General features: G+C 67.0%; 21 protein-coding genes. 12 read left to right on the top strand and 9 right to left on the bottom strand.

Features of this window, described 5'->3' with window-relative positions; translation table 11 throughout:
* Window positions 1-34: 34 nt before the first annotated feature.
* Window positions 35-1,591 (bottom strand): GGDEF domain-containing protein, encoded by a 1,557-nt coding sequence (locus AB0L70_RS08465; RefSeq protein ID WP_363681473.1) that lies wholly within the window; start codon window positions 1,589-1,591, stop codon window positions 35-37.
* Window positions 1,592-1,809: 218 nt separating this feature from the next.
* On the opposite strand from AB0L70_RS08465, the gene AB0L70_RS08460 reads away from it, so the two are divergent.
* Together AB0L70_RS08460 and AB0L70_RS08455 are read left to right on the top strand one after the other, a co-directional pair.
* Window positions 1,810-2,628 (top strand): TIGR03619 family F420-dependent LLM class oxidoreductase, encoded by an 819-nt coding sequence (locus tag AB0L70_RS08460; RefSeq protein ID WP_363681471.1) that lies wholly within the window; start codon window positions 1,810-1,812, stop codon window positions 2,626-2,628.
* Between the two features lie 9 nt (window positions 2,629-2,637).
* On the top strand, window positions 2,638-3,360 hold the full coding sequence (locus tag AB0L70_RS08455; protein ID WP_363681469.1) for a leucine-rich repeat domain-containing protein: 723 nt from the start codon (window positions 2,638-2,640) through the stop codon (window positions 3,358-3,360).
* Window positions 3,361-3,976: 616 nt separating this feature from the next.
* Here AB0L70_RS08455 and AB0L70_RS08450 read toward each other — a convergent pair.
* The 7 genes from AB0L70_RS08450 to AB0L70_RS08420 form a co-directional block, all read right to left on the bottom strand.
* On the bottom strand, window positions 3,977-5,281 hold the full coding sequence (locus AB0L70_RS08450; RefSeq protein ID WP_363681815.1) for a cytochrome P450: 1,305 nt from the start codon (window positions 5,279-5,281) through the stop codon (window positions 3,977-3,979).
* A gap of 340 nt (window positions 5,282-5,621) precedes the next feature.
* Window positions 5,622-6,419, bottom strand: a complete 798-nt coding sequence (locus AB0L70_RS08445; protein WP_363681467.1) for a DUF2785 domain-containing protein — start codon at window positions 6,417-6,419, stop codon at window positions 5,622-5,624.
* Window positions 6,420-6,608: 189 nt separating this feature from the next.
* On the bottom strand, window positions 6,609-7,430 hold the full coding sequence (locus AB0L70_RS08440) for a hypothetical protein (protein ID WP_363681465.1): 822 nt from the start codon (window positions 7,428-7,430) through the stop codon (window positions 6,609-6,611).
* 1 nt (window position 7,431) lies between these two features.
* Window positions 7,432-8,433, bottom strand: coding sequence for an ABC transporter ATP-binding protein (locus AB0L70_RS08435; RefSeq protein WP_363681462.1), 1,002 nt, complete (start codon window positions 8,431-8,433; stop codon window positions 7,432-7,434).
* Between the two features lie 285 nt (window positions 8,434-8,718).
* Complete coding sequence (locus AB0L70_RS08430; protein ID WP_363681460.1) at window positions 8,719-9,948, bottom strand: DUF4142 domain-containing protein; 1,230 nt, start codon at window positions 9,946-9,948, stop codon at window positions 8,719-8,721.
* Between the two features lie 124 nt (window positions 9,949-10,072).
* The gene (locus AB0L70_RS08425; protein WP_363681458.1) at window positions 10,073-12,376 is read right to left on the bottom strand and encodes a sodium-translocating pyrophosphatase; all 2,304 of its coding nucleotides are present in this window, start codon (window positions 12,374-12,376) and stop codon (window positions 10,073-10,075) included.
* 214 nt (window positions 12,377-12,590) lie between these two features.
* Window positions 12,591-12,920: an STAS domain-containing protein gene (locus AB0L70_RS08420; RefSeq protein ID WP_363681813.1), complete on the bottom strand. Its 330-nt coding sequence runs from the start codon at window positions 12,918-12,920 to the stop codon at window positions 12,591-12,593.
* 218 nt (window positions 12,921-13,138) lie between these two features.
* Between AB0L70_RS08420 and AB0L70_RS08415 the strand changes: the two genes are divergently transcribed.
* From AB0L70_RS08415 to AB0L70_RS08370, 10 genes are all read left to right on the top strand, one after another.
* Window positions 13,139-15,448, top strand: a complete 2,310-nt coding sequence (locus tag AB0L70_RS08415; protein ID WP_363681456.1) for a DEAD/DEAH box helicase — start codon at window positions 13,139-13,141, stop codon at window positions 15,446-15,448.
* A gap of 36 nt (window positions 15,449-15,484) precedes the next feature.
* Complete coding sequence (locus AB0L70_RS08410) at window positions 15,485-15,922, top strand: hypothetical protein (RefSeq protein ID WP_363681454.1); 438 nt, start codon at window positions 15,485-15,487, stop codon at window positions 15,920-15,922.
* Between the two features lie 449 nt (window positions 15,923-16,371).
* Window positions 16,372-17,106 carry a ricin-type beta-trefoil lectin domain protein gene (locus tag AB0L70_RS08405; RefSeq protein WP_363681452.1) on the top strand — a complete coding sequence of 245 codons (735 nt, stop codon included), beginning with the start codon at window positions 16,372-16,374 and terminating at the stop codon, window positions 17,104-17,106.
* A 521-nt stretch (window positions 17,107-17,627) separates the two neighbouring features.
* Window positions 17,628-19,052 (top strand): extracellular solute-binding protein, encoded by a 1,425-nt coding sequence (locus tag AB0L70_RS08400; RefSeq protein ID WP_363681451.1) that lies wholly within the window; start codon window positions 17,628-17,630, stop codon window positions 19,050-19,052.
* Entirely contained in the window at window positions 19,052-19,978 is a 927-nt protein-coding gene (locus AB0L70_RS08395) for a sugar ABC transporter permease (RefSeq protein ID WP_363681450.1), read from the top strand. The genes AB0L70_RS08400 and AB0L70_RS08395 overlap by 1 nt, the downstream gene beginning before the upstream one ends.
* Window positions 19,975-20,799 carry a carbohydrate ABC transporter permease gene (locus AB0L70_RS08390; RefSeq protein WP_363681448.1) on the top strand — a complete coding sequence of 275 codons (825 nt, stop codon included), beginning with the start codon at window positions 19,975-19,977 and terminating at the stop codon, window positions 20,797-20,799. Before AB0L70_RS08395 ends, AB0L70_RS08390 begins: the two co-directional genes overlap by 4 nt.
* On the top strand, window positions 20,799-21,890 hold the full coding sequence (locus AB0L70_RS08385; RefSeq protein WP_363681446.1) for an ABC transporter ATP-binding protein: 1,092 nt from the start codon (window positions 20,799-20,801) through the stop codon (window positions 21,888-21,890). Before AB0L70_RS08390 ends, AB0L70_RS08385 begins: the two co-directional genes overlap by 1 nt.
* Window positions 21,887-22,051, top strand: coding sequence for a hypothetical protein (locus AB0L70_RS08380; RefSeq protein ID WP_363681444.1), 165 nt, complete (start codon window positions 21,887-21,889; stop codon window positions 22,049-22,051). Before AB0L70_RS08385 ends, AB0L70_RS08380 begins: the two co-directional genes overlap by 4 nt.
* On the top strand, window positions 22,051-23,295 hold the full coding sequence (locus tag AB0L70_RS08375) for a CehA/McbA family metallohydrolase (protein WP_363681442.1): 1,245 nt from the start codon (window positions 22,051-22,053) through the stop codon (window positions 23,293-23,295). The genes AB0L70_RS08380 and AB0L70_RS08375 overlap by 1 nt, the downstream gene beginning before the upstream one ends.
* 117 nt (window positions 23,296-23,412) lie before the next feature.
* On the top strand, window positions 23,413-23,826 hold the full coding sequence (locus AB0L70_RS08370) for a hypothetical protein (protein WP_363681440.1): 414 nt from the start codon (window positions 23,413-23,415) through the stop codon (window positions 23,824-23,826).
* A 35-nt stretch (window positions 23,827-23,861) separates the two neighbouring features.
* Here the strand turns inward: AB0L70_RS08370 and AB0L70_RS08365 are convergent, their stop codons facing one another.
* Window positions 23,862-24,482: a response regulator transcription factor gene (locus AB0L70_RS08365; RefSeq protein WP_363681438.1), complete on the bottom strand. Its 621-nt coding sequence runs from the start codon at window positions 24,480-24,482 to the stop codon at window positions 23,862-23,864.
* Window positions 24,483-24,500 lie beyond the last annotated feature (18 nt).

Raw genomic sequence — 24,500 nt, 5'->3', positions numbered from 1 at the left:
CTCCCCTGCGTTCCTGCGGCTGCTGGTGCCGGCCTCACCTCTTGCGGCGCTTGTCCCCGTACAGGCGCCGGTCCGCCGTGGCGATCAGCTGATCGACCCCGACGCCTTCCGCGGTTGCGGCGTACCCGATGCTCAGTCCGAGCCGTCGCAGCCAGGGTTTGTCCGTCGCCGCCGCGATCGCCGCGACCGCGGTCCGGATCCGCTCGGCCAGCTGCGCACCGCCTTTGGCGTCCGGCTGGTCGAGCACCACGAAGAACTCATCGCCTCCCGATCGAATCACGGCATCGGTTGCTCGCGCCTGTTCTACCAGGAGATTTGCCACTAGTTGCAGCAATTCGTCCCCACAGGCGTGCCCGAAGGTGTCATTCACGAGTTTCAGCTCGTCTACATCGATGGCAAGCAGCGTCACCGCCCGCCCGGAGTCGCGGGCCGCGGTCAACCGCTCGTCCATCGCGCGCCGATTCCCCACGCCGGTCAGCGGATCCTGCCGCGCCGCGTGCCATTCGGCGTCGTGCCGCGCGGACAGATCCCGGGTGGCAAGCGCATGCCGTACGGCGTTGAGCGCCCGCTGCCGCTCCTTCCACCAGCCCCTCGCCACCGACCGCGCGTACTCCAGGCCGATCACGGCTCCCGGCTCGTCGGCGGCCGCGGCGATCTCGGACCCGGTCTGCAACACGAGCACGTTGGTCGACGGATCGGCCAACGGAAGCAGGTCATCCGCGGCTCGATCGGCGGCCGCCTTGGCTTCCTCCGGTTTGCCGTCGGCCTGCAGCGCCCGGGCCAGATAGGCGCCGGCGATCGCGAGTCGCTCGGTCTCACCCAGCTTGCTGATCTCGTCTCGGCACTCGGTCAGCTCGACCACCGCCGCGGCCGGATCCGCGTTCGTCGCTGCGGCCGCCAGCCACAACCGCGCGGTCAGTCGCCAGAACTTCTGGCTCTCGTCGTCGACGACCACCCGCTCGGCTTCCCGCGACCAGTACGCCGCCGACGCCAGCCGGTCCTGGATCTCCTGGTCGTACGCCGGATCGCCGAGCCGCTCGAGTTCGTGGGCCCAACGCAGATAGGTCTCGGCGAGATTCAGCCGGTCGATCGCCGCGGACTCGGCCAGCTCGAACACGTCCACGTCGAGTTGGGAGGCGAGCTCGTAGTGGGGAATGCACAGTTCGAAAAGTCGCAGAACGTCGTACGCATAGCCGAGGCCGGTGTGGGCCCAGGCGGTCAGGCCGGGGTCCTGCGTCCGGCTCAGTGCGTGCTCGGCGGTGACCAGGTCGTTGATGGTGTCGCCACCACGTCCGCTCCGGGCCAGGTTGATGATCCGGATCGGCAGGGCGTTCGCTTCCCAGCCTGGTTCGTCGATCGCCTTCGCGACCGCGATGCAGTCGTCGACCGCTTTCAGCGCCTCGTCGGCGTCGCTGGCGTGATGTGCCGTGACACCACGCACGTACTCGACGGCGGCCAGCTGATAACTCGGCACACCACCGAGCTCGACCCGGATCGCCTCCAGCTCCACCGCCGCGCTCGCATGCCCACCCGACTGAGCCGAAGTCATGGCAGCAGCAATCCGGGCGGTCAGCGCGTCCCCCGCAGCCATCTCGCCACTACCCATACCCGCCGACGGCCTTCCCTGTTCCCCACACACCCGCACCTCGGGCCAGACCGCCCATTGTGACCACCCACCCCCACTCCTGTCACGACCCGAACCGGACACCGACCACCTAGTGCCACAACAACGCTACGCACAAGAACCCCCAGTTCCGTAAGAAGCCCGCGTTTGCATTGCCCCCAGGGGCAGGGTTTTAGGGTCTTGGGATGAAATTCGCGGTGAGTTACAGCACGCCGTTCCAGGGGATGGATCCGGACAAGCTGGTCGCGTTCGCACAGCATGCGGAGGCCTGTGGATTCGAGGGGTTCTACGTCCCGGAGCACATCGCGCTCTACCCCGGCGCGATGTTCGGCCGGATGGAACTGCCAACCACCTTGCCGTACGGCGATCCGCTCGACCTGCTCGCCTTCGTCGCAGCCGCGACTGACCGGATCCTGCTCGGCACCGCGGTGTTGCTGCTGCCGTACCACCATCCCGTCGTACTCGCGAAGCGCCTGGCGACGATCGACGTACTGTCCAAGGGACGGATGCGCTTGCTCACGGTCGGTCTCGGGAGCCTCGCCGGCGAGGCCGCTGCCGCCGGAGTCGATTTCGCGTCACGTGGCCGCCGTACGGACGAAGCGATCGACATCCTCCGCCTGCTGTGGTCAGGCGACGCGGACGGTGTCAGCTACTCGGGTGAGTTCTATCGCTTCGAGAACCTGACCAGCTTCCCGCACCCGCTGGCCCCACTCCCCATCCACATCGGCGGCTCGAGCCGCGCCGCCGCCCGCCGAGCTGCCCACCGTGGCGACGGCTACTTCCCGGGCGGCGCCCTGTCCCCTGAAGAACGCGCCGCGCAATGGGACCTCATTCGTACGACGTCCGCCCGCGACAACCTCGACTACACCCGCTGGGCACCCACCGACCTGACCCCGCAAACCGTCGAAGCCTTCGAAACCCAAGGTGTCACCCGCCTGGTAGTCAACCCCGCAACCCTCGACGACCTATCCGCATTCGCCGAACGCCTCGCCCTCACCCCATAGGGTGGCTGGATGCCGACGGTAAATCTCGGTGGGTCAGGTCTGCGGTCCCTCGACGAGAGTCTCCGCGAGCAGAGGGCCGTCGACGAGCTGTATCTGCATGAGAACCAGCTGACGGAGTTGCCCGATTGGCTGGGCGAGCTGACCGAGTTGCGGGTTCTCGATCTCAGTCATCAACCGCTGAAGGCGATTCCTGACCTGAGCCGGCTGCAGCGGCTCGAGTTCCTGTACGTGAGCGACCTCGCGATCACCGAGCTGCCGTCGACGCTCGGCAATCTCTCATCCCTGCAATACCTGGGCGCGACCGACAACGGCCTGACCTCGGTCCCCGAGTCACTCGGACGACTCAGCAAGCTGATCGAGCTGCGCCTGTACGGCAACCGCCTCACCGAACTCCCCACCACGTACGGCGACCTCGCCGGCCTGCGCGAACTCCACCTGGACCGCAACGCGATCCAACGCCTACCGCAGACCTTCGACCAACTCACCGAACTCCGCGTACTCAGCCTCCGCGCGAACGCCCTGGTCGACTTCCCCACCCAGCTGAGCCGCCTACCCAACCTCCGCCATCTGGACCTCCGGGCCAACCACCTGACCCAGCTCCCAGACCTCCCACCAGACGCCTTCCCAGCCCTAGAAAAACTAGACCTCCGCTGGCTGAACCTCCCCACCACCCCACCCTGGATCCATTCCCTCCACCACCGAGGCTGCGCCACCTACCGCACCAAAACCTAACCGCACCCCACACCCGACCACCGCCCCGCTGCTCCACCCCCGACACCCACTCGCCACCCGACGGGATAACCCCTCCAGCTGACGCTTATCTGCCCGCCACACCCCCACAGAACCGACAGCACCAGTGGATATCCCCTCAAACACCCCAGCCGCATCCACAGCACCCAGCGCGAACCACGGCGACCGTGACACCAGTCCCGCCCCCGCGGAAGGCGGTCAACAAACAGCCGCCGCGAAGCGGTGACCGATGCACCAACCCACCACCCGGCACCACGACCCAATCAACCGGCTCGACACCCGAGGGGATAACCCCTCCAGCTGACGGTTATCTGCCCGCCACACCACCAGACAACCGACAACACCAGCGGATATCCCCGCAAACACCCCAGCCGCATCCATAGCCCCCAGCGCGAACCACGGTGGTCGTGACACCAGTCCCGCCCACCGCTGGAGGCGGACGGCAAGCAGCAGTCGCGAAGCGGTGGCCGATGCGCACCGACCACGTCTCGCACAACCAACCCATCACCGGCACCACGACCAGCCGGAGGCGGACGGCAAGCAGCCGCCGCGAACGGGGCGTTCGCGGCGGCTGGGTGGAGCGGGTGGGGGTGGGTTGTTAGACGGCGGCTTGGTTGGTGGCGGTGGCGTGTAGTTGGACGGGGAGGGCTTCTACGCCGTACACGATGGAGAAGTCGCGGAAGCGGAGCTGCTCCTCGGGTACGGCGAGCGACAGATCGGGAAAGCGATGAGCCAACGCAGTGAACGCGGCCCGCAGTTCCATCCGAGCCAGCTCAGCACCCACACACCGGTGCATCCCATGACCGAACGCGAGATGAGCGGAAGACACCGTACGACGCGGATAGAAGTCCTCAGCGTCCTCCCCGAAGACCTTCTTGTCCCGGTCCGCCCCGGACAGCGACACGGCGACCAGATCGCCCTTCTTCACCTGGTGACCGAACAGCTCCTGGTCATGCCGGGCAAACCGCGGGAACGCGACCTGTACGACGGTCAGGTACCGCAGCAACTCCTCCACGATCACGTCAACAGCGCCTGGCTCGTTCCGGATCCGCTCGAAGTTCGACGGGTCACGCATCAGCACCAGCGTCCCGAGCGCGAGCATGCTCGCCGACGTCTCGTACCCACCCAGGAAGACCCCGTCAGCGAGCCCACCGAGCTCGATGTCGTCGAGATCATCACCCTGTGAACGGATGATCGATCCGATCAGCCCGTCACCCGGCTCGGCCCGCTGCTTGCGGACGATCTCGAACAGGAAGTCCCGCGACTCACTCGCCGACCCGAACACCCCGATCCCACCACCGGACAGGTCGAACCGGGCCGGCCCCAACGCGCGGAACCGATCGCGATCGGACTCCTCCACGCCGAGCAGATCGGCGATCAGCAGGAACGGCACGTTGAAGGCGAAGTCCGCCACGATGTCCGCGACCGGGCCCTTCGCCTCCATCAGGTCCAGCTGGTCGTTGACGATCTTCTCGATCGCCGGCTCCAGCCGGGCCAGCCGGCGCTTGGTGAACTCGGGGGTGAGCAGCTTGCGCAGCCGCGTGTGGTCCGGCGGATCGGTGAACCCGAGACCGCCGATCCCCTCCGACGGCTTGTTCGGGTCCGAGCCGACCAGCGGCCGGATGTCGTTGCTGAAGTTCGTGGTGTCGGCGAGAACGGCCTTCGCCTCGGCGTGACCGCTGACCACGAAGACGTTCAGCCCGAACAGGTGGGCCAGTTTGTGCACCGGCTCGGTCTCGCGCACCTGCGCCAGCTCCGGGACCGGATCCAGCCCCTCGCGGCGGAGCGGCATCGAGACCTGGCGCGGGAACATCCGCATCTTCGACAGGTCGAGACCACCCTTGCGGGTGGTCCTGTTCAAGATCCGGCTGCCGACCCACTTCTTCAGGTATGTCGCAACCATGACTTCCACGCGCCCTCTCTAGAACTGCAACCCCCGACGGCTTGCGTCACTTAAAGCTAACCTCGCCAAGGACCAGATCTGATGGTGTTGGCACTACTCCAGCAGTGGCGTTGGCACCACCATGGGAGGGGGCCATGGTTTTACCAGTGCAGACCTTGTCATACACAGGTTCCGCGCTTCCACCGGAACCCACCTGTACCTTGCCCTGGACCGCGGCACGCCGTCCCTCAGGGACACTTCAGGGAAACCGCAGCCGAAAGTAGGATGCGTGACCCACCCACGGTGGGTTCCCCTGAAGGATGACCAGAGCAACGACCAGAAGATCACCGACGTAGATTACTCAGAGGTAGTACGGCGTCACGACCCGAAGCACCTCGGCGATCTTTGTCTTTACCGCGTCGCCCTGCGGGATCTGCGTCACATCCGCGGCACTGGCCGGCACACGGACGCCGTGATCGACGAACACGTAGAGGGCTCGCAGGGTCCGGATCGTGTTGGTGACCTCCGGGGCGATTCCTTCCACCGGCGGGTTCGAGAACGCACGCAGCGCCGGGTCGAGCCACTCGACCACGTCGGAGTCCGCGAGTTCGCGACGCGTCAACGTGGCGGCCAGGGCGTAGCCGAGACGATCGTCCTCCATGTCGCGGAACACGTAGTCGGTCGGCGTGAGCAGCCGCCCGATACCGAGGCGGAGCATCTGCACAGGCTCCACTGCGGAGTGCAGCCCCAGAGTCCCCAGCAGGTCCGCTCCATGCGCCACGGCGTGCAGCCAGCCGAGCTTGACGTCGTACCCGCGCAGGTCGTCCTCAGCGACGTACCAGCGTTCGTACGGCGGCACCCAGCTCGGCTCGTAGACACCGGCGGAGACGATCGCGTCCAGGACGAGTGGAGCGAAGGTCCGGGCCTGGATCTCGCTGTCCCCGAACCGCGGGACCATCTCGTCGCCGAGGGCGCGCAACTGCTGTGCCGGCAGCACGCCGCGGCCGATCCAGGTGGCGAGCACCGAGTACGCCTGCTTGTCCCGCACCATCGGATCCGGTGACCGCAGCATCCCGGTCAGCTCCGCGACCAGCTCGCCCACCGGCCGATCATCCGGTACCTCGAATCCCGCAACGCGCACCTGCGCCCAGTCGGTCATGCGCGGCACGGTAGACGCTTCCTGGTCCATCTCGCCACCTCTGGAACGCATCGCCGCAAAGGAACGGCCCGTGGCGCATCTGGTCTCCCAAATATGCCACGGGCCGAAGCGACCAGGACCCCTCAGCCCGGCCGGGCCTCGCGCCCCGGCCAGGGCCCCTCAACCTCGGCCGGGGTCGTTCAGTTGGTGTTACGCGTCCCGCCTGCTCGCCGAGAACAGGGCGATCAGCATCAGTGCGGCCGCCCAGCCGGCGAAGTACAGCAGTGCCCACCAGGGGCTGAGAGCGAAGTCGCTGCCCCCGGCGCCCTGTCCGGCCAGACCGAAGTCCTGGCCCTGGTTCAGGAACGAGCTGCCGTTCGCGAACGGCGCCCACCTGGCCAGGTCGTCGCCGACCTTCGGGATCAGGTTGACCAGGTTCTCGACCAGCAGCGGCCAGAGGATCAGGATCGCGATCGCACCGGCACTCTGCCGGATCAGGATGCCGACCGCCACCGCGAACACGGCGGAGATCGCGAAGACCAGGCCCTGACCGGCCAGCAGCCGCCACTCGGCTCCGGTGTTGATGGCCAGGTCCGCGTTGCTCGCGAACAGGCTGCCGACACCCCAGGCGCCGAAGGAGGCGATCAGACCGACCACAGCGGCCAGGAACGCGACCACCGCGGTCTTGCCGAGCAGCAGCGCGGCACGCTGCGGAACGGCCTGGAAGCTGGTCCGGATGGTGCCGAACCGGTACTCGGTGGTGACGGCCAGCGCGGCCATCACCATCATCACCATCTGGCTGAGCTGGGCGCCCGGCTGGGTGATGAAGATCGTCGCCTGCTGCTCGTCGGCGCCCTTGAGGAAGCCGGTCGTCAGCGCCGCGAAGCCAACGGTGAGGAAGGCCGCGATGACCATGCACCACCAGGGCGAACGGGTGGAGAACAGCTTGATCCGCTCGACCGTGATGACCGACAGGCCGCCGTAGGTGGGGCCGTCGGCCTCCACGCTCTTGTACGTCGTCGCCGTCGCCATGTCAGTTGTCCTCCTTCGGACCCGCGACGACCTCGGTGTTCGTCGGTGCGTCGAGTGGTGGTGCGCTGACGATCGCCGCCAGTTCGTCGTGTGCGTGGTACTCGACCGAGTCACCGGTCATCTGCATGAACGCCTGCTCCAGCGAGCCGCGCTGCAGGGTCAGCTCGTGCAGCACGATGCCGTGCGCGGCGGCGGACTCACCGATCTGGTCGGTGGTCAGGTCACCCTCGACGAACAGGACCTTGCCCTCGTTCTCGATGTCCTCGATCCGGGTCACCAGCTGCTGCTGGTGCAGGACTCCGGCCAGCTGGTCGAGCTGCGGCGTACGCACCTTGACCGTCGTGCCGCTGGCACGGTCGACGAACTCCTGCGTGGTGCTCTGGGCGATCAGCTTGCCGCGGCCGATCACGATCAGCTCTTCGGCCGTGAGTGCCATCTCGGACAGCAGGTGGCTGGACACCAGCACGGTCCGGCCCTCGTCGGCCAGCCGGTGCATGAAGGTGCGGATCCAGACGATGCCTTCCGGGTCGAGACCGTTCACCGGCTCGTCGAACAGCAGCACCTCCGGGTCGCCGAGCAGTGCGCCGGCGATACCGAGCCGCTGCGACATACCCAGTGAGTAGGCCCCGGCGCGCTTGTTCGCGACCGCGGTCAGGCCGACCATCTCGAGTGCCTTGTCGACCGACGCCTTCGGCAGCTTGTTGGACGCGGCCATCCAGGTCAGGTGGGCGCGGGCGGACCGGTTCGGGTGCACCCACTTCGCGTCCAGCAGGGCGCCGACCCTGGTCAGCGGCCGCTTCAGGTCGCGGTAACGCTGGCCGTCGATCGTGACCTGACCGGACGTCGGGGTGTCCAGACCGAGGATCATCCGCATGGTGGTCGACTTACCGGCCCCGTTCGGGCCGAGGAAGCCGGTCACCTTGCCGGGTTTCACCTCGAAAGACAGGTTGTCAACGGCAACGGTTGCGCCGTATCGCTTGGTGAGGCCCTTTGCCTCGATCATCGCCGTACTCCTCGTTCGGTGGCGCGCCATTAGTCGTCGGGCGGGCAGTGCACAATCAGTATCGAGGTCGGACGGGTGCAGAACATCGGACCCGGGGCGGATCCGGTGTGTCCACCCGTGGGTTGATTCTGCCGTCGGGGTGGATCGCGCTGCTATCGGTTAAAGCCCTGACCACGACCCCGACGATCCCCTATCCACCCATCACGGCGCATCAGCCGAAAGTCGACGGCGGATAGTACTTCCGGCTTTGCCTCGGGCAAATGATGGAAGTGACTACCAAACGAATCAGCTTCGTTCTGCCGGAACTCCGTAAAGCACCAGGTTCTGGGCGTAACTGTGGGTCGTGTGGTTGTACGCACCGATGCAGGTCACCAGCGCCAATCTGGGTTTCCCGTCACCGTGGAACAAATCGCTGGGCAAGCCGTCTCGCTGGTAGATCCGGCGCGCCACGATGCGATACCGATGCACAGTCCCGTCGCCGGAGGTCACCGCTACCTTGCTACCGACCCGGACCTCCGACAGCCCGGCGAACACCCCAAGCCCGCGAGTGGTGTCCACGTGACCAGCCAGCAGCACAGTGCCACCAGCCGAGCCCGGCGCAGCACCCGCTGCCCACCAACCGACGCCGTTCCGCGACTTCGGCACCTGCAGCCCGCCATCGCTTCCAGTGGCGACCGGCACCACCGACGCGTCCTTGAGGCCGGACATGGCCAGCTTCACCGGTGGAATGGCGGCTTCCCGTTCCGCTGCGGAGTCGCCGGCCTTCGGAACCTCTCCGGCGTTTCCGTGCTGCCCTCCGAACACCATGGCGAGACCGACGCCTATCGTCGCGATCCCGAGCAGGCGCCGCCGGAACGGGATCGGCTTGCCGATCAGAAGCAGCAGTACGCCGATGCCGAGCAGAGCCAGCGCGATCCGCGAGCGGACCTTCTGGGCGTCGGCCATCTGGCCGCCGTCGCCCGTGGGCACAGTGGGCGATTCAGTGGTCTCGCGGCACGGACCCGCCACCATCCGCAGATGCATCTGGAGCACGGGCTTGGCGCCGTTGGCCAGGGACTCGACGGCCGGTGAGGCGCTCTTCGGCAGGTCGCCGTCGATCAACGCCAGGTACCGCTGGTGCTCCTGCCGTTGCAGCGCCAGCCAGGCGGCGTCGTACCCGGGCTTCCCGGCCTTGGCAGCGAGCGCGTCGAGCTGTTGACGCTCGGTCTGCGACGGGATCGTCACCAGCTCGATGCCGAAGCGACCGGCGGCCTCGGACTCTTGCGCGGCGAGCCGGCGATGATCTCGTTCCATCACGGCGCCGTTGCTTCGTACGCAGGAGCTCTTGCCCTGGGTCTTCGCGGCGTGGGCGGCCTGGATGATCGTCAGGTTGAGCTGGTGGGCCGCGTTGAGATAGGCGACATCCGGTTGCGGTGTCGCCGCGGTCGCCGGCTGCGCGGTCGCCAGGACGCCGGCCGCGAGAAGCAGCAGCAACGCCAGCACCCGAGTAGAGGTCTTGACCTGCCGTCGAGGCACCCGCCACCTCCCTCGCACGTCGGCGTCACGCAGTACTGACAGTAAAGGGGCCGACGGCCCTGGGTCCAGCCGTACGAAACGGCCCGCCGGTCAGACCGGCGGGCCGTTCGCGTGGATACCGCGACTACGCGGCGGCGTTCACCTCGGCCGGAGTGTCCGAGATGACCGACTCGCGACGCTTCGACACGATCACGGCCGCGGCCAGGATCACTACCGCCACGAGGGCGATCGCGATCCGCAGCGGCTTGTTGGCGTCGTCGCCGATCGACGACAGGCCGACGACGGCCGGGGCGATCAGCACGGAGACCAGGTTCATCACCTTGATCAGCGGGTTGATGGCCGGGCCGGCGGTGTCCTTGAACGGGTCACCGACGGTGTCACCGATGACGGTGGCCTCGTGCGCGGGCGAACCCTTGCCGCCGTGGTTGCCGTCCTCGACCAGCTTCTTGGCGTTGTCCCAGGCTCCACCGGAGTTGGCCAGGAAGACCGCCATCAGCGTGCCTGCACCGATCGCACCGGCCAGGTAGCCGGCCAGCGCCGCGGCACCGAGGCCGAAGCCCACAGCGATCGGCGCGGTCAGCGCGAGCAGACCAGGCGTGGCCAGCTCCCGCAGCGAGTCGCGGGTGCAGATGTCGACGACCTTGCCGTACTCCGGCTTGCCCGTCCCCTCCATGATCCCGGGGATGTCGCGGAACTGGCGACGTACCTCGTAGACGACCGCACCGGCGGCACGGCCGACGGCGTTGATCGCGAGACCGGAGAACATGAACACGACGGCCGCACCGAGGATGATGCCGACCAGGGTGCCCGGGTTGAAGACCAGTGCCTCGGCCTCGAACTTGGCGTAGTTGTCGGCCAGCGAGGTCCGGATCGAGTCGGTGTAGGAACCGAACAGCGCGGTCGCGGCCAGTACGGCGGTCGCGATCGCAATGCCCTTGGTGATGGCCTTGGTGGTGTTGCCGACGGCGTCCAGCTCGGTCAGGATCTGGGCCGCCTCGCCGTCGACGTCACCGGACATCTCGGCGATGCCCTGCGCGTTGTCGGAGACCGGACCGAAGGTGTCCATCGCGACGATGACGCCGACGGTGGTGAGCAGACCACAACCGGCCAGCGCGATCGCGAACAGCGCGACCACACCGGAACCACCGACCAGGAAGGCGCCGTACACGGCCGCCGCGATCACCACGGCGGTGTAGACGGCGGACTCGAAGCCGACCGAGATACCGGACAGGATCACGGTGGCAGCACCGGTCAGCGAGGTCTTGCCGACATCCTGGACCGGCTTGTCCTCGGTGCCGGTGTAGTAACCGGTGATGGCCAGGATGATCGCGGCCAGCACGATGCCGATGATCACCGAGACGGTGGCGATCAGCCGCGGGTCGCCGTCGTACGCCGCGATCGTCTCGCTGGCGTTGCTCAGATCCTTGAAGCTGCTCGGCAGATAAACGAACGCGGCCACCGTGCACAGGATCGCGGAGATCAGTGCGGAGATGTAGAACGCCCGGTTGATCGTGCGCAGGCCGTTCTCGCCGGTGCGCGGGCGGGTCAGGAAGACACCGATGACCGCGGTGATGGCGCCGATGGCCGGCACGATCAGCGGGAAGATCAGGCCCTGCTCGCCGAACGCGGCCTTGCCCAGGATCAGCGAGGCCACCAGCATCACGGCGTACGACTCGAACAGGTCGGCCGCCATACCGGCGCAGTCGCCCACGTTGTCACCGACGTTGTCGGCGATGGTCGCGGCGTTGCGCGGGTCGTCCTCGGGGATGTTCTGCTCGACCTTGCCGACCAGGTCGGCGCCGACGTCGGCGGCCTTGGTGAAGATACCGCCGCCGACTCGCATGAACATGGCGAGCATGGCCGCACCGAAGCCGAAGCCCTCGAGCACGGTCGGCGCGTCACCCTTGAACAGCAGTACGACGAGCGCGGCGCCGAACAGGCCGAAGCCCACGGTCGCCATCCCGACGGTGCCGCCGGTGCGGAACGCGACCCGCATCGCGGGTTCGCGGCCCTCGTCCCGCGCGGCCGCGGCGACCCGGACGTTGGCGCGCGTCGCGAGCCACATCCCCAGGTAGCCGATCAGGGCGGAGAAGCCCGCGCCGACCAGGAAGAAGACGGACCGGAAGATCTTCAGTGTGGTCTCGTTGTCGCCGTCTGTGTGAGCAGGCAGCAGGAACAGCAAGAGAAATGCGACCACGGCGAAGACCGACAACGTCCGGAACTGCCGGCTCAGAAAGGCCGAGGCACCTTCCTGGACCGCAGCGGCGATCGTCTTCATGTTCTCGGTGCCATCGTTCGCGGCAAGCACCTGGCCCCGGAAGACCATCGCGATGGCGACCGCGAGGATCGCGATCACCCCGACGACGATCACCAGTGTGGTGTTGCTCGACGAAAGATCCACCGCTTGTGGAGCAAGCGACGCGGACATCCGTCCTCCTTGTAGGCAACCCATCCAGGCTTGACGGCCCCCATCTGCCGTAACCGAAGGGTTGGGGAATACGACACAGCGCCAATGAACTGGCGCGGTGGGTCACTCTAACGGGTATCCGACCAGACCTGACGACAGGGTGGTCTACGCCATACCCGGGTGGCAGGGCAAGCAGGTCACGCTTGGTAACGCTGTGGACACCTTTTCGCTTTCGTCAGATCGCGGAGGCAACGTCGGGGTGGATGTCGAAGACCTTGGTCAGGCCGGTGATCCGGAAGATCTTGAGCAGCCGTTCCTGCGTACAGACCAGGGACATCGTGCCGTCGTGGGTGCGCACCCGTTTCAGTCCGCCGACCAGTACGCCGAGGCCGGTGGAGTCCAGGAACTCAACGCGTTCCAGGTCGATCACCAGGTCATGCACGCCGTCGTCGACGAGTGCGGCGATCTTCTCGCGGAGCTTCGGCGCCGTGTAGACGTCGATCTCTCCAGCGACCTCGATGACGGTCCGCCCGCCCTCGGCGCGCGCAGTCAGCGACAGATCCACTTCGGCCTCCGATCCCGTGAACTGCTGCATTCAACCATGTACGGACCGTGAGTAGGGCCGTTGCTGAAAACTCTTTCATCTCGTTGATCCGAAGTCGATCTCCGTCCACAAAAAGCCGCGTGCATCCGACCGTGCAGCCGACCATGCAGCACTTGAATCGGGCCGCACCCGAATGCTGCCGGGCGTGCGCTGTCCGTGGCCGCGGTTAGGCTCGCGGTATGCGTGCAGGTGGTGAGGCGGCGGCTGTCCTGAAGCGCCTTGCCGCCGGTCGGGACGAGCGGCTCACCCACGTCGAGTCGGTGCCACCGCGATTGGGACAAACGTGTGCTTGGCCGCGCTGGGTCCCCGACGACGTGCTCGGGCAACTCGCGGACGCCGGAATCACCAAGCCCTGGACTCATCAGGTCGCCACCGCGGAAGCGGCGTACGCCGGGAACCATGTCGTGGTCGCGACGGGCACCGCATCGGGCAAGTCGCTTGGGTACCTGCTGCCCGCGTTCGCGACCTTGAGCATCGCGCAGGCCGCTTCACCGCATCGGCGGACCGCCTCTGTTCTGTACTTGTCGCCGACCAAGGCTCTGGCGAACGACCAGCTCCGCGCGGTCTCGTCGTACACAGTGCCGGGTCTGCGGGCGACCACGCTCGACGGGGACTCCGAGCTGACCGAACGGGACTGGGCTCGCGACCATGCGACGTACGTCCTGAGCAATCCGGACATGCTGCATCGCTCGGTCCTGCCGAACCACCAGCGTTGGGCGCGCTTCCTGGGCCGCCTGCAGTACGTCGTGGTCGACGAGTGTCACCACTATCGCGGGGTCTTCGGTGCGCATGTGGCCGGCGTACTGCGTCGGTTGCGCCGGGTCTGCGCGCAGTACGGCGCTCATCCGATCTTCGTCTGTGCTTCGGCGACGGTGGCCGAGCCGGCGGTCTCAGGCGAACGCTTGACCGGACTGCCGATGGTGGAGGTGGTGTCGGACGGCTCGCCGCGAGGCGGCATCTCCTTCGGCCTGTGGGAGCCGCCGCTGACCTCGATGCGCGGAGAGAACGGCGCTCCCGTACGGCGCTCCGCTACCGCCGAGGTGGCCGACCTCCTGACCGATCTGGTCGTTTCGGGCGTGCGGACCGTGGCTTTCGTCCGGTCTCGTCGTGGCGCGGAGACGGTCGCGATGACCGCCCGGGAGAACCTGATCGAGGTCGACCCGACGCTGTCCGAGCAAGTGTCGGCGTACCGGGCCGGCTATCTGCCCGAGGAGCGCCGACGACTCGAGAGCATGTTGCAGAGTGGTGAGCTCACTGGAGTCGCCGCGACCAATGCGCTCGAGCTGGGCATCGACATCGCCGGACTGGACGCCGTACTGCTCTCTGGCTGGCCTGGTACGCGCGCATCCCTCTGGCAGCAGGCTGGACGCGCCGGCCGGGCCGGTGGGGATGCAGTGGCCTTGCTGGTGGCCCGTGACGATCCACTGGACACCTACCTGGTCCGTCACCCGGACGCCATCTTCGGACGCCCGGTCGAGGCGACAGTCTTCAACCCGGAGAACCCGTACGTGCTGGGTCCACAGCTGTGTGCCGCTGCGCAGGAGCTGCCACTCACTGCCGACGACTACGAGATCTTCGGCGAAACGACTCCAGTGGTCATCGCGCAGCTGGTTCGACAGGGGTTGCTTCGCGAGCGACCGCATGGCTGGTTCTGGACCCGACGAGACCGCGCTGTGGACGCCATCGACATCCGGTCGGCCGGCGGTAAGACAGTGCAGATCGTCGAGGACCAGACCGGTCGCTTGCTCGGCACGGTCGACGGCGGCTCCGCGCATGCCTCGGTCCACGAGGGCGCTGTCTACGTGCACGCAGGTGAGTCGTATCTGGTCCGCACGCTCGACCTCGAGGAGCACGCGGCCGTCGTGGAGCCGGCCTCCCCCGACTACACGACCTTCGCCCGGGACGTGACCGAGATCAGCATCCTGGCCACCGAGAAGACGTGCACCTGGGGTACGGCGGAGTTGTCCCGCGGCTGGGTCCAGGTGACGAGCCAAGTGGTCTCGTACCAGCGCAAACTGCTCGCGACCGGCGACGTACTGGATGAGCAGCCGCTCGATCTGCCCGAGCGCACCCTGCGGACCAAGGCGGTCTGGTGGACCGTGCCCGACGCCGCCATCGAGAGGCTCGGGCTGTCCGACGTACCAGGAGCTGCCCACGCGGCCGAGCACGCCTCGATCGGCCTGCTCCCGCTGTTCGCCACCTGCGACCGCTGGGACATCGGCGGCGTCTCCACCGCCCGGCACGCCGACACCGGCTGCCTCACCGTCTTCGTGTACGACGGCCACCCGGGCGGAGCCGGATTCGCCGAACACGGGTACGCCGCGGCGCGCGAGTGGTTGACCGCGACACGCGAGGCGATTGCACACTGTGAATGTACGGATGGATGCCCGTCCTGCGTACAGTCGCCCAAGTGTGGGAACCAGAACAACCCACTCGACAAAAGCGGCGCGGTGGCGCTGCTCTCGGCACTACTGAGCAGTGAGGCCTGAAGGGTCCGGCAGCCCCGGACAGAGAGGCAGCTGACCATGTTCGTTCTCGGAGTTGTTCTGATCGTCCTGGCGGTGTTGTTCGGACTCGGGGTCTCGGTGTCGTCCACCGCCTCGACCAAGCTGGAGGTCTTCGGCGTCGACTTCGGCGTCTCGGTCCCGACCGTCTTCTTCCTCGGCGTCGCGGCCGGCGCGATCCTGATGCTCGGATTGTGGTTGACGAAGAAGGGACTCGGCCGCGGCTACCGCCGGCGCAAGGAGATGCGTGAGCTCCGGGCCCAGGCGACGACCACCCCTGACACCGCTCCGGCCGCCACTACGACTCCGACCCCGGTCGGCGGCGAGATCACCGAGAGTGACACCAAGGCGGATCTCCGGCCGAGCGTCGAAAGCCGGAGCGACGGGCCCGCGGACGAGCGGCTCGCGGTCGAGCAGGAGCTCACCCCGGACCCCAACGACACCAAGCAGCCGCACTGACCACTCTGTTGCCTCCGGCATCAACTAACTCAAAGAACGACTGCAATCTCCAGCGATAGCGGTAAGATCTCGATCACCGCACAGCTACCGCACGGCGATGACACGACCTTCCTGCAGCCGGATTTCGGGGCCTGGCGCAACGATCTCCGGCTGGCAGTTAGTTGCCATTGGCATCAAGTTTCGGGGTCGCGCCGTAACCACCTCCGACACACCTGTGCCTTACTGGTTGTGGCGTCAACGTCGCGTTGAGTCACCTTCGGCCTTCCGGGCCACACCGCCTCCTCACGGGGGACAGACCCGCAACCCACCCCACGCGCAAAGGGTGTTGTCGCGGTTCCCGGAACCCGGACCAGGCTCACGCCACGGGGTCCCGACGACCTGACGCAAGTGAGATGGCACGACCTCTGGAGGTTGTCTTGATCATCCGAAAGATTTTGAGCCGTTCCGGCGTGGCAGTGCTCGCGGTCAGCGTCGCACTCGCCACCGCCGTACCGGCCCAGGCCGCGAACCCGGTCAAGGACGCAGCGTCCACGCCGGGCGTCGAGGTGGGTGTGGCGAAACAGATCGCCACCCGCGCCGACACGCGGTACTGCCTCACCTTCGTCGCAGCCGCCAAGGTCCCGATGGCGGTCATGATGGCGTGTGCACCGGGCAAGGAAGGCAAGACCCAGGAGTGGGTCTACACCGAGTCCGGCCAGTTGCAGGTGGCGATGAGCAAGAGCGTCGGTGGCGCCCTTGCCTCGACCGGTGCCTGCCTGGACAGCGGTGCGGACCTGGCCAAGGTGCCGGCCTCCGCGCCACTGCTGGTACTGCCCTGCCGTGCGGGTGACGGGCAGAAGTGGTCCTACGACGAGAGCGCCGGCACGTTCGTGAACGACGCCAGTGGTCTCGCCCTCACGTCTCTGCTCGGCAAGGGGAAGGCCAAGCAGGCACAACCGACCGGAAGCATGTCCGCGACCGGTACACCGGTCCAGGGCTGGAGCGCACTGCCGCTCCCGGGCCTGGACATCCTGGGTGCGGTCCTGGCACTCGTGAACGCGCTGCTGGCATCCCTGGGCCTGGCCCTGCCACTGCCGATCGCGAACGCCGCATCCAGCCTGCTCCAGCTCGTTCGGCCGCAGCTGCCCATCCCGGCACAGATGACGGTGCTGCCGAAGCAGATGATGGAACTGGCGCAGAAGTAGTCACCGCGGAGCGACACAGAGACGGGCGGCCCCGACGAAATCGTCGGGGCCGCCCGTGCGTTCGGAGTCCTTTCCGCTGGATGGGATGAGACTCGCCGGACCGATGGGCTCGGATTCTCGCTGCTTGCGCGTCAGCGAGACCCTGACCTCACCGGTTCATCACCACCCGCAGTGCCAGTAGTGATGGTGATGGTGATGGTGGCCGAAAAGCAGGCCATCGAGAAGGCTGGCAACGCCGTAGACAAGACCCATGTCTTTCACCTCCGATCCAGTGAACCGATCGGCATGACCGTACCCCGCCGGTCACGGTCTGTATCTAGTCAGCTACCTGTTGCCACGGAACCTTGAGGATCCTTTAACTCTTCCGCAATGCGTACGGCGGGATCCGAACTTGACATGGTTGCCGCCAGCACCAGATAACGTTCACCACGGGTTGGGTAAAAGTCTTCACATAGTTGCTGAGGAGTGCCAATCTTTGACCGGCACTCTTGCTGGACCACTTTTCTCGCTAGGAGCTCCTGATGCGATCACTCAGGCTGTGCACGACCGGTGTCCTCGGCGCCGCGGCGCTCGCCCTGCTCACCGGCTGTCTCGGCTCGTCCGACTCCGGCAGCGGCGACCAGGACGCGAACCGGAACGCCGAGGCCAAGAAGGTCGAGCTGACCATCGGCTCGAACGCGATCAAGGGCGGCAAGAGCAGCGCCGGCGCGACCTTCATCGAGGACGTCCTGATCCCGAAGTTCGTCGCCGAGCAGAAGGGCAAGGGTGTCGACGTCACGGTCAAGTTCCAGGGCGACGGCTCCGACGACGAGGTCTACAAGCAGAAGCTGTCGCTGGACCTGTCGAACAAGTCCGGTCCGGACCTGATCCAGATCGACGGCATCTGGGTCGGCGAGTTCGCCCAGGCCGGCTACATCAAGCCGCTCACCGACACCGTCGGCGATACCGGCAAGGTGGACGACTGGGACGGCTGGAAGCAGATCCCGGAGTCGGTCCAGCAGCTCGGCAGCTTCGAGGGCAAGCGGTACGGCGTTCCCGGTGGCACCGACGGCCGGGTGCTGTTCTTCAACAAGAAGCTGTTCCAGCAGGCCGGTCTGCCCGCCGACTGGCAGCCGAAGTCGTGGGACGACATCATCACCGCCGGCCAGGCGCTGAAGAAGCTCCCAGGCGTCGACCCGATCCAGATCAACGCCGGTACGGCGATGGGCGAGGCGACCACCATGCAGGGCATCCTGCCGCTGCTGGTCGGCACCGGCACCACGATCAACACCGACGGCAAGTGGCTGGGTGACACCCCGCAGCTGCGCCAGGTGCTCGACTTCTACCACCAGGTCTACGGCACCGGTCTCGGCGACCCCGTGCTGCAGAAGGAGGCGAAGGGCCGGGACAAGTCGTTCGCCCAGTTCGCCGCGAACAAGGTCGGCATTCTGCTGGAGAGCGACTACTTCTGGCGCAGCGTCGTGGAGCCCAAGCAGGGCGTCGCGAAGATGGCCGACCGCGACACCGCCGTCGGCTACGCGCTCATCCCGGCCAACAAGCCCGGTGGTGGCGTGAAGGGCCAGGACTTCGTGTCGATGTCCGGTGGCGGCGCGACCGTGATCAACCCGAACACCAAGTTCCCGCAGCAGGCCTGGGAGCTCCTGCAGTTCATGAACTCCGCCGATATGGTCAAGGCCTCACTGGACGGCGCGGCGAAGATCACCCAGCGCACCGACGTCAACAACGAGGTGCTCGCCGGTGACCCGATGCTGAGCTTCATCAACACCAAGGTCCTGCCGCTCACCCAGTTCCGCCCCGGACTGGCGGAGTACCCGAAGGTCTCGGCCGCGCTGCAGCAGGCGACCGCGGACGTGGTCGCGGGCAAGACCACGGATGCCGCGGCGGCGGCGTACCAGAAGGCTGTCGAGGCGGCGGCCGGTAGCAAGGACAAGGTCACCACCAACTGATGACTTCCACTTCCGCACCCGCGCAGGGTCGTGACCCTGCGCGGGATCGTGGCCCCGCGCGGGATGTCGCCGGGCTGGGGGTCGGACGGGCCTTCGGGTTCCTGGCGCCGGCTTTCCTGCTGATCGGCGCGTTCCTGATCTTCCCGGCGCTCTGGACCATCTACATCGGCATCACCAACTACCGGTTGACCGGTGTCGAGGCGGTGTCGCCGTCGATCGTGGGCCTGTCGAACTACACGAAGGCGCTCAACGACGCGCTCTTCCACAACGCGCTGTGGCTGACGATGCTGTTCGTCCTCGGCTCCGCGATCGTCGGGCAGAACATCCTCGGCTTCACGCTCGCGTGGGTGATGCGCCGTACGCGTCCCGCCGTACGACGTACTGTCCAAGGGCTCGTCCTGCTCGCCTGGATCCTGCCGTCGACCGTGGTCGCGTACCTGTGGGTCGCCTTCTTCGACCGGGACGGCGGCACCTTCAACAGCATCCTCGGTACGCCGGGGACGGCCTGGCTGATCGACTACCCGATGGCCTGCCTGGTGGTGTTCAACGTCTGGCGCGGTACGGCGTTCTCGATGATGTTGTACTCGTCGGCGCTGGAGGCCGTACCGCCGTCGCAGCTCGAGTCGGCGCGGATGGTCGGGGCGTCCGGTTGGCAGACGCTGCGGGACGTGGTGTTCCCGCACATCCGCGGTCACGTGCTCACGAACACGCTGCTGATCTCGCTGTGGACCGCGAACGACTTCTCGCCGTTCCTGCTCACCAAGGGCGGACCGAACCACGCGTCCGAGACGGTGCCGGTCTACATCTACAACGTGGCCCTGCAGGGCGGTGAGCTCGGCTACTCGTCGGCCATCTCGTTCCTGCTGCTGCTCGCGAACCTGCTGGTCTCTCTGGTCTACCTACGGCTACTTCGGAGGCGCTCATGAGGACGCCTGCATTCGTCGTACGGCGGATCGGCTTCTATGTGCTGATCTGCGCGATAACGCTGTTCTTCGCCGTACCGATGTTGTGGATCGCGTCGGCGCCGTTCGACGCTTCGCCAGGACTCGGCGTGCACTGGCCGGACTGGACGTTGGACAACGTCCGGAAGACGCTCGACCATCCGTACGCGATGCACTCGTTGGTGAACTCGCTGCTGATCTGCGTGACCACCGCGCTGGCCGTGACTGCGTTCGCCGCGTTGGCGTCGTACGCGTTGTCGCGGGTGCGGATCCCTGGCCGGGACGCTCTGCTGTACGGGTTGTTGCTGCTGTCATCGGTCGTCACCGGTACGGCGGCGATGGTGCCGATCTTCGTGATGATGTTCCAGCTCGGGCTGATCGACTCGCGGTTCGGAGTCGCGCTGGTGATGACCGGCGGGTTGTTGCCAGCGGCAATCTTCATCCTGAAGGACTTCGTCGACGCGGTGCCGAAGTCGTACGAGGAGTCGGCGCGGGTGTTCGGCGCCTCCACGTGGCAGATCCTGCGCGACGTCGTACTGCCGGTGTCGCGGCCCGGCCTGGCCACCATCATGGTCTGGGCGTTCGTGAACGCGTGGGGCAACTTCCTGGTCCCGTTCCTGCTCATCCGGTCGATCGACAAGCAGCCCGCTGCCGTGCTGCAGCAGACCTTCACCGACGAGGGCGGCAGTGCCAACCTCCAGGTGATCCCGGTCTTCGCGCTGCTGTTCTCGATCCCGGTCGTCGTGCTGTACCTGCTGGTGAACTCGCGGTATGGGTTCCGTTTCCATGGAGGGATCAAGAGCTGATGGCGGGCATCGACATCGAAAGCCTGGCGACCGTCTACCCGAACGGCGTACGCGCCGTCGACGGGCTGGACCTGCACGTGGCCGACGGCGAGTTCTTCGCGCTGCTCGGCCCGTCCGGGTGCGGCAAGACCACGCTGCTGCGGACGATCGCCGGCCTGGAGCCCGCGTCCGAAGGCAAGGTCCGGATCGACTCCGCGGATGTGACGCGGCTCGAGCCGGGCAAGCGCGGGGTGGCGATGGTCTTCCAGGACTATGCGCTGTTCCCGCACATGAACGTGTCGGAGAACATCACGTACCCGTTGAAGGTACGTCGGGTGCCGATGGCGAAGCGTGCTGCGGTCGCCGAACGCACCGGTGGTGAGCTTTCGTTGCAAGGCCTGCTGGAGCGTAAGCCCGGTCAGTTGTCGGGCGGTCAGCAGCAGCGGGTCGCGTTGGCACGCGCGATCGCGTCCGAGGGCAAGGTGCTGCTGCTGGACGAGCCGTTGTCGAACTTGGATGCTCGGCTGCGGCTGGAGGCGCGGACGTTCCTGAAGAAGCTGCAGCGCGACTTGGGCATCACCACGGTGTTCGTCACGCACGACCAGGCTGAGGCGCTCGCTTTGGCTGACCGGATCGCGGTGATGGAGTCCGGCAAGCTTCGACAGCTCGGGTCTCCTCGTGAGGTCTTCGCGCGGCCGGTTAACACGTTTGTCGCCAACTTCATCGGGTCCACGCCGATGAACCTGCTCCCTGGGACGGTTACGGCCGAAGCGGTGTCGGTCGCGGGCGGGTCGTTGCCTGCGGCCACTGGTTCTGTACCGACCGGGGCTGAGGTGACTGTCGGCGTACGTCCTGAGTATTTGACGATGGCATCCGGCGACGTCACCGGACCGGCGCTCCGTGGCTCGGTCGTCGTGGCCGAGAACCTCGGCACCCAGTCCCTCGTCACCGTCGACTGCGACGGAACCCTGATCGGCGTAACCGTGCCCGAAGAAGACGAGCCGGGTCCCGGCGCAACGGTTGTCCTCACCGCTCCCGCCTCCCGAGTCCTCCTCTACGACCGCGAATCCGGCGACCTCCTGGCCCACCAACCAACCAAAGTCACGCAATGACCCTCAACGCCACCACCCGCCGGCCCGCCGACACAGGCACGGGATGGTCCGCCGACGCCGGCATGCGCTGGTCCGCCGACGCCGGCCTGTGCTGGTCGACCGACGCCGGCCCGTGCTGCACGCCGGTCGTCCAGCTTCTTTCACCGGATTCGGTCGACTGATGGCTGTTACGACGTACCGCCAGGTGTGGACGCTCGACGACCGGGCTGAGTCGGTCTGGCACTCGTTGCCTGTTGACATCCCGGCCGACTGCCCTGGGCTGCTCGTCACGTTGGAGGTCCCACCGGTCGAGGGTGCGGTCATTGACCTCGGCTGCGAAGGTGCGGGCGGTTGGCGTGGGTGGTCCGGCGGTGCGCGCCAGACCTTCGCGATCACACCTATTGCGGCAACACCCGGATACCTGGCCGGTGAGCTCGAAGCTGGCACCTGGTGGGTCGTCATCGGCCTGCACCGCGTACCGGTCGAGGGCGTCGAGCTCGTCGTCGAGGCGGTAACCGGACCAGTAGCCGAGATCCCCGGTCTCACCGAATACAACGAGCTGTCGGCGGCGATCGCCGTACCCCCTCGTCCGCCGCGCCGATCGCTGCCCGCATCGTCCGGCCTGAAGTGGATCGCCGGCGACTTCCACGCGCACTCACTGCACTCCGACGGCTCCACCCCGATCGCCAACCTCGCCGCCCTCGGCGTCTCCGCGGGGCTCGATGTGCTGGCCGTGACCGACCACAACACGGTCGCGCACCACCTCGAACTGCCCTCAGTCGGCAACCGCTTCGGCATCGGCCTGATCCCGGGCCAAGAGGTAACGACCGATACCGGCCACGCGAACGCGTTCGGCGAGATCGGGGTGATCGACTTCCGCCGGCCCGCTTCCACTTGGGTCTCGGAGGTCGCGCAACGCGGTGGTCTGCTCTCGATCAACCATCCACTGGGCGGCGACTGCTCCTGGCGCCAACCGCTCCCGGAACACCCACCCCTCGCCGAAATCTGGCACTCATCTTGGCTCGATCACACCTGGGGCGGCCCCATCGCGTGGTGGGAGGCCTGGGGTCTCGAACGCACGACGCCCATCGGCGGCAGCGACTGGCACAACCCGAGCTCGCTCACCCCACCCGGTACGCCGACCACCTGGATAGCGGTAGACGCCTCAGCCGAAGGCCCCGACCTAATCCCCGCCACCCTGGCCGCCCTAGCCGCAGGCCGCACGGCGATCTCCTGGTCCTACACCGCCCCAGTCCTGGTCCGCGCCGACGACGAACTAATCGCCATAGACGCCCCCAACACCCTCGTACTCTCCCCCAACGGCACCCGCCACGCCGTCCGCTCGTCGTACGAACGCCTCCCCGCGACCCCCGGCCCCCACCTCCTAGTCACCCACACCGGCAACTTCCTCTCCACCTGCACCTAACAACCGCGCGGGTGGAGGGTCGGACCCCCAACTGAGCAACGTGCTGGGGACAGTTGCCTGGGCGACCGCGGCGCCGTCGTCCGGCCGGTGGGTGTGTGGACGGGGCAGACTGGGGTGATGAGTAGTGGACAGCGTCAGGTGATCGTGGTGGATGCTGCGAATGTGATCGGGTCACGCCCCGACGGCTGGTGGCGCGATCGCCCCGGCGCCGCTCGTCGGCTCCTGACCAAGCTCGCCGTACTCCAGCAGAACCTGCAAGACACCACCGACATCATCGTCATCCTCGAAGGCGCCGCCAAAGCCGCGGTATCCGGCCCCGACGCACCCGACACCGGCACCCTCCAGGTAGTCCTCGCCCCAGGCTCCGGCGACGACACCATCGCCGATATCACCGCCAAGTCCGCCAGCCGCGACGATCACCCCGAGGTCACCGTGGTAACGGCCGACCGAGGCCTCCGCCAACGAACAGACCCCACCGGCGCCACCGCCACCGGCCCCACCTGGCTCCTAGACCAACTAGACCCCCTCTAATCAGTCCATCGGCTGGAGGCACGAGGCGGGAGTGCTCAGTCGAGTAGCCAGCCGTTGTTTTCTGCTATTTGGATTGCGTCGGAGCGGGTTCGGGCGCCGGTCTTACCGATCGCTGACCAGAGTCGTGAACGGATGACGCGCTCGGAGACGTCCAGCTTCCGTGCCATCAGCGCGACCGAACCCCCTTCGCGGGCCGCCCGCAATGTGTCGGTCTCGCCCTCGTTGAGCGGGGTCTCGGAGTACCTGAGGGTCTCGGCCGCCAGGTTCGCGTCGACCACCCGCAGCCCGAGGTGCACCCGTCGCACCGCATCCGCCAACTGCGGCGCCGGACTCCCCTTCAGCGCGAACCCCTTCGCCCCGGCGTCGAGACCACGCCGCAAATGCACAGGACGCCCGTACGTCGTCAACATCACGACCCGGCACTCCGGCATCGACGTACGCAGCTCCGTCGTCACGGTGATGCTGTCGTGTCCAGGCCCACCGGCGTCGAGCAGCGCGACGTTCGCGCGATGCCGTTTCGCGGCACCTACCACATCGTCGGTTCTGTTGATCTCGGCAACGATCTCCAGATCGCGCTCACGCTCCAGACCGCTGCGGAGCACGCCACGGCTGAGGATCTGGTCGTCAACCAGCAGCAGCCGGATCGGGTTGGGCAAACGGGCCTCCGAGGTAAC

It is taken from the genome of Kribbella sp. NPDC051952 (assembly GCF_040680855.1).
Lineage (GTDB): Bacteria > Actinomycetota > Actinomycetes > Propionibacteriales > Kribbellaceae > Kribbella.
This window is presented reverse-complemented; position numbering and strand designations above follow the sequence as displayed.

What these genes read in the sequence shown, in the direction of transcription:
- AB0L70_RS08450 (WP_363681815.1), bottom strand. Translation starts at nt 5,281, where the DNA reads ATGGTTGCGACATACCTGAAGAAGTGGGTCGGCAGCCGGATCTTGAAC.
- AB0L70_RS08415 (WP_363681456.1), top strand. Translation starts at nt 13,139, where the DNA reads ATGCGTGCAGGTGGTGAGGCGGCGGCTGTCCTGAAGCGCCTTGCCGCC.
- AB0L70_RS08385 (WP_363681446.1), top strand. Translation starts at nt 20,799, where the DNA reads ATGGCGGGCATCGACATCGAAAGCCTGGCGACCGTCTACCCGAACGGC.
- AB0L70_RS08400 (WP_363681451.1), top strand. Translation starts at nt 17,628, where the DNA reads ATGCGATCACTCAGGCTGTGCACGACCGGTGTCCTCGGCGCCGCGGCG.
- AB0L70_RS08455 (WP_363681469.1), top strand. Translation starts at nt 2,638, where the DNA reads ATGCCGACGGTAAATCTCGGTGGGTCAGGTCTGCGGTCCCTCGACGAG.
- AB0L70_RS08460 (WP_363681471.1), top strand. Translation starts at nt 1,810, where the DNA reads ATGAAATTCGCGGTGAGTTACAGCACGCCGTTCCAGGGGATGGATCCG.
- AB0L70_RS08370 (WP_363681440.1), top strand. Translation starts at nt 23,413, where the DNA reads ATGAGTAGTGGACAGCGTCAGGTGATCGTGGTGGATGCTGCGAATGTG.
- AB0L70_RS08445 (WP_363681467.1), bottom strand. Translation starts at nt 6,419, where the DNA reads ATGACCGACTGGGCGCAGGTGCGCGTTGCGGGATTCGAGGTACCGGAT.
- AB0L70_RS08425 (WP_363681458.1), bottom strand. Translation starts at nt 12,376, where the DNA reads ATGTCCGCGTCGCTTGCTCCACAAGCGGTGGATCTTTCGTCGAGCAAC.
- AB0L70_RS08440 (WP_363681465.1), bottom strand. Translation starts at nt 7,430, where the DNA reads ATGGCGACGGCGACGACGTACAAGAGCGTGGAGGCCGACGGCCCCACC.
- AB0L70_RS08435 (WP_363681462.1), bottom strand. Translation starts at nt 8,433, where the DNA reads ATGATCGAGGCAAAGGGCCTCACCAAGCGATACGGCGCAACCGTTGCC.
- AB0L70_RS08410 (WP_363681454.1), top strand. Translation starts at nt 15,485, where the DNA reads ATGTTCGTTCTCGGAGTTGTTCTGATCGTCCTGGCGGTGTTGTTCGGA.
- AB0L70_RS08380 (WP_363681444.1), top strand. Translation starts at nt 21,887, where the DNA reads ATGACCCTCAACGCCACCACCCGCCGGCCCGCCGACACAGGCACGGGA.
- AB0L70_RS08375 (WP_363681442.1), top strand. Translation starts at nt 22,051, where the DNA reads ATGGCTGTTACGACGTACCGCCAGGTGTGGACGCTCGACGACCGGGCT.
- AB0L70_RS08395 (WP_363681450.1), top strand. Translation starts at nt 19,052, where the DNA reads ATGACTTCCACTTCCGCACCCGCGCAGGGTCGTGACCCTGCGCGGGAT.
- AB0L70_RS08465 (WP_363681473.1), bottom strand. Translation starts at nt 1,591, where the DNA reads ATGGCTGCGGGGGACGCGCTGACCGCCCGGATTGCTGCTGCCATGACT.
- AB0L70_RS08390 (WP_363681448.1), top strand. Translation starts at nt 19,975, where the DNA reads ATGAGGACGCCTGCATTCGTCGTACGGCGGATCGGCTTCTATGTGCTG.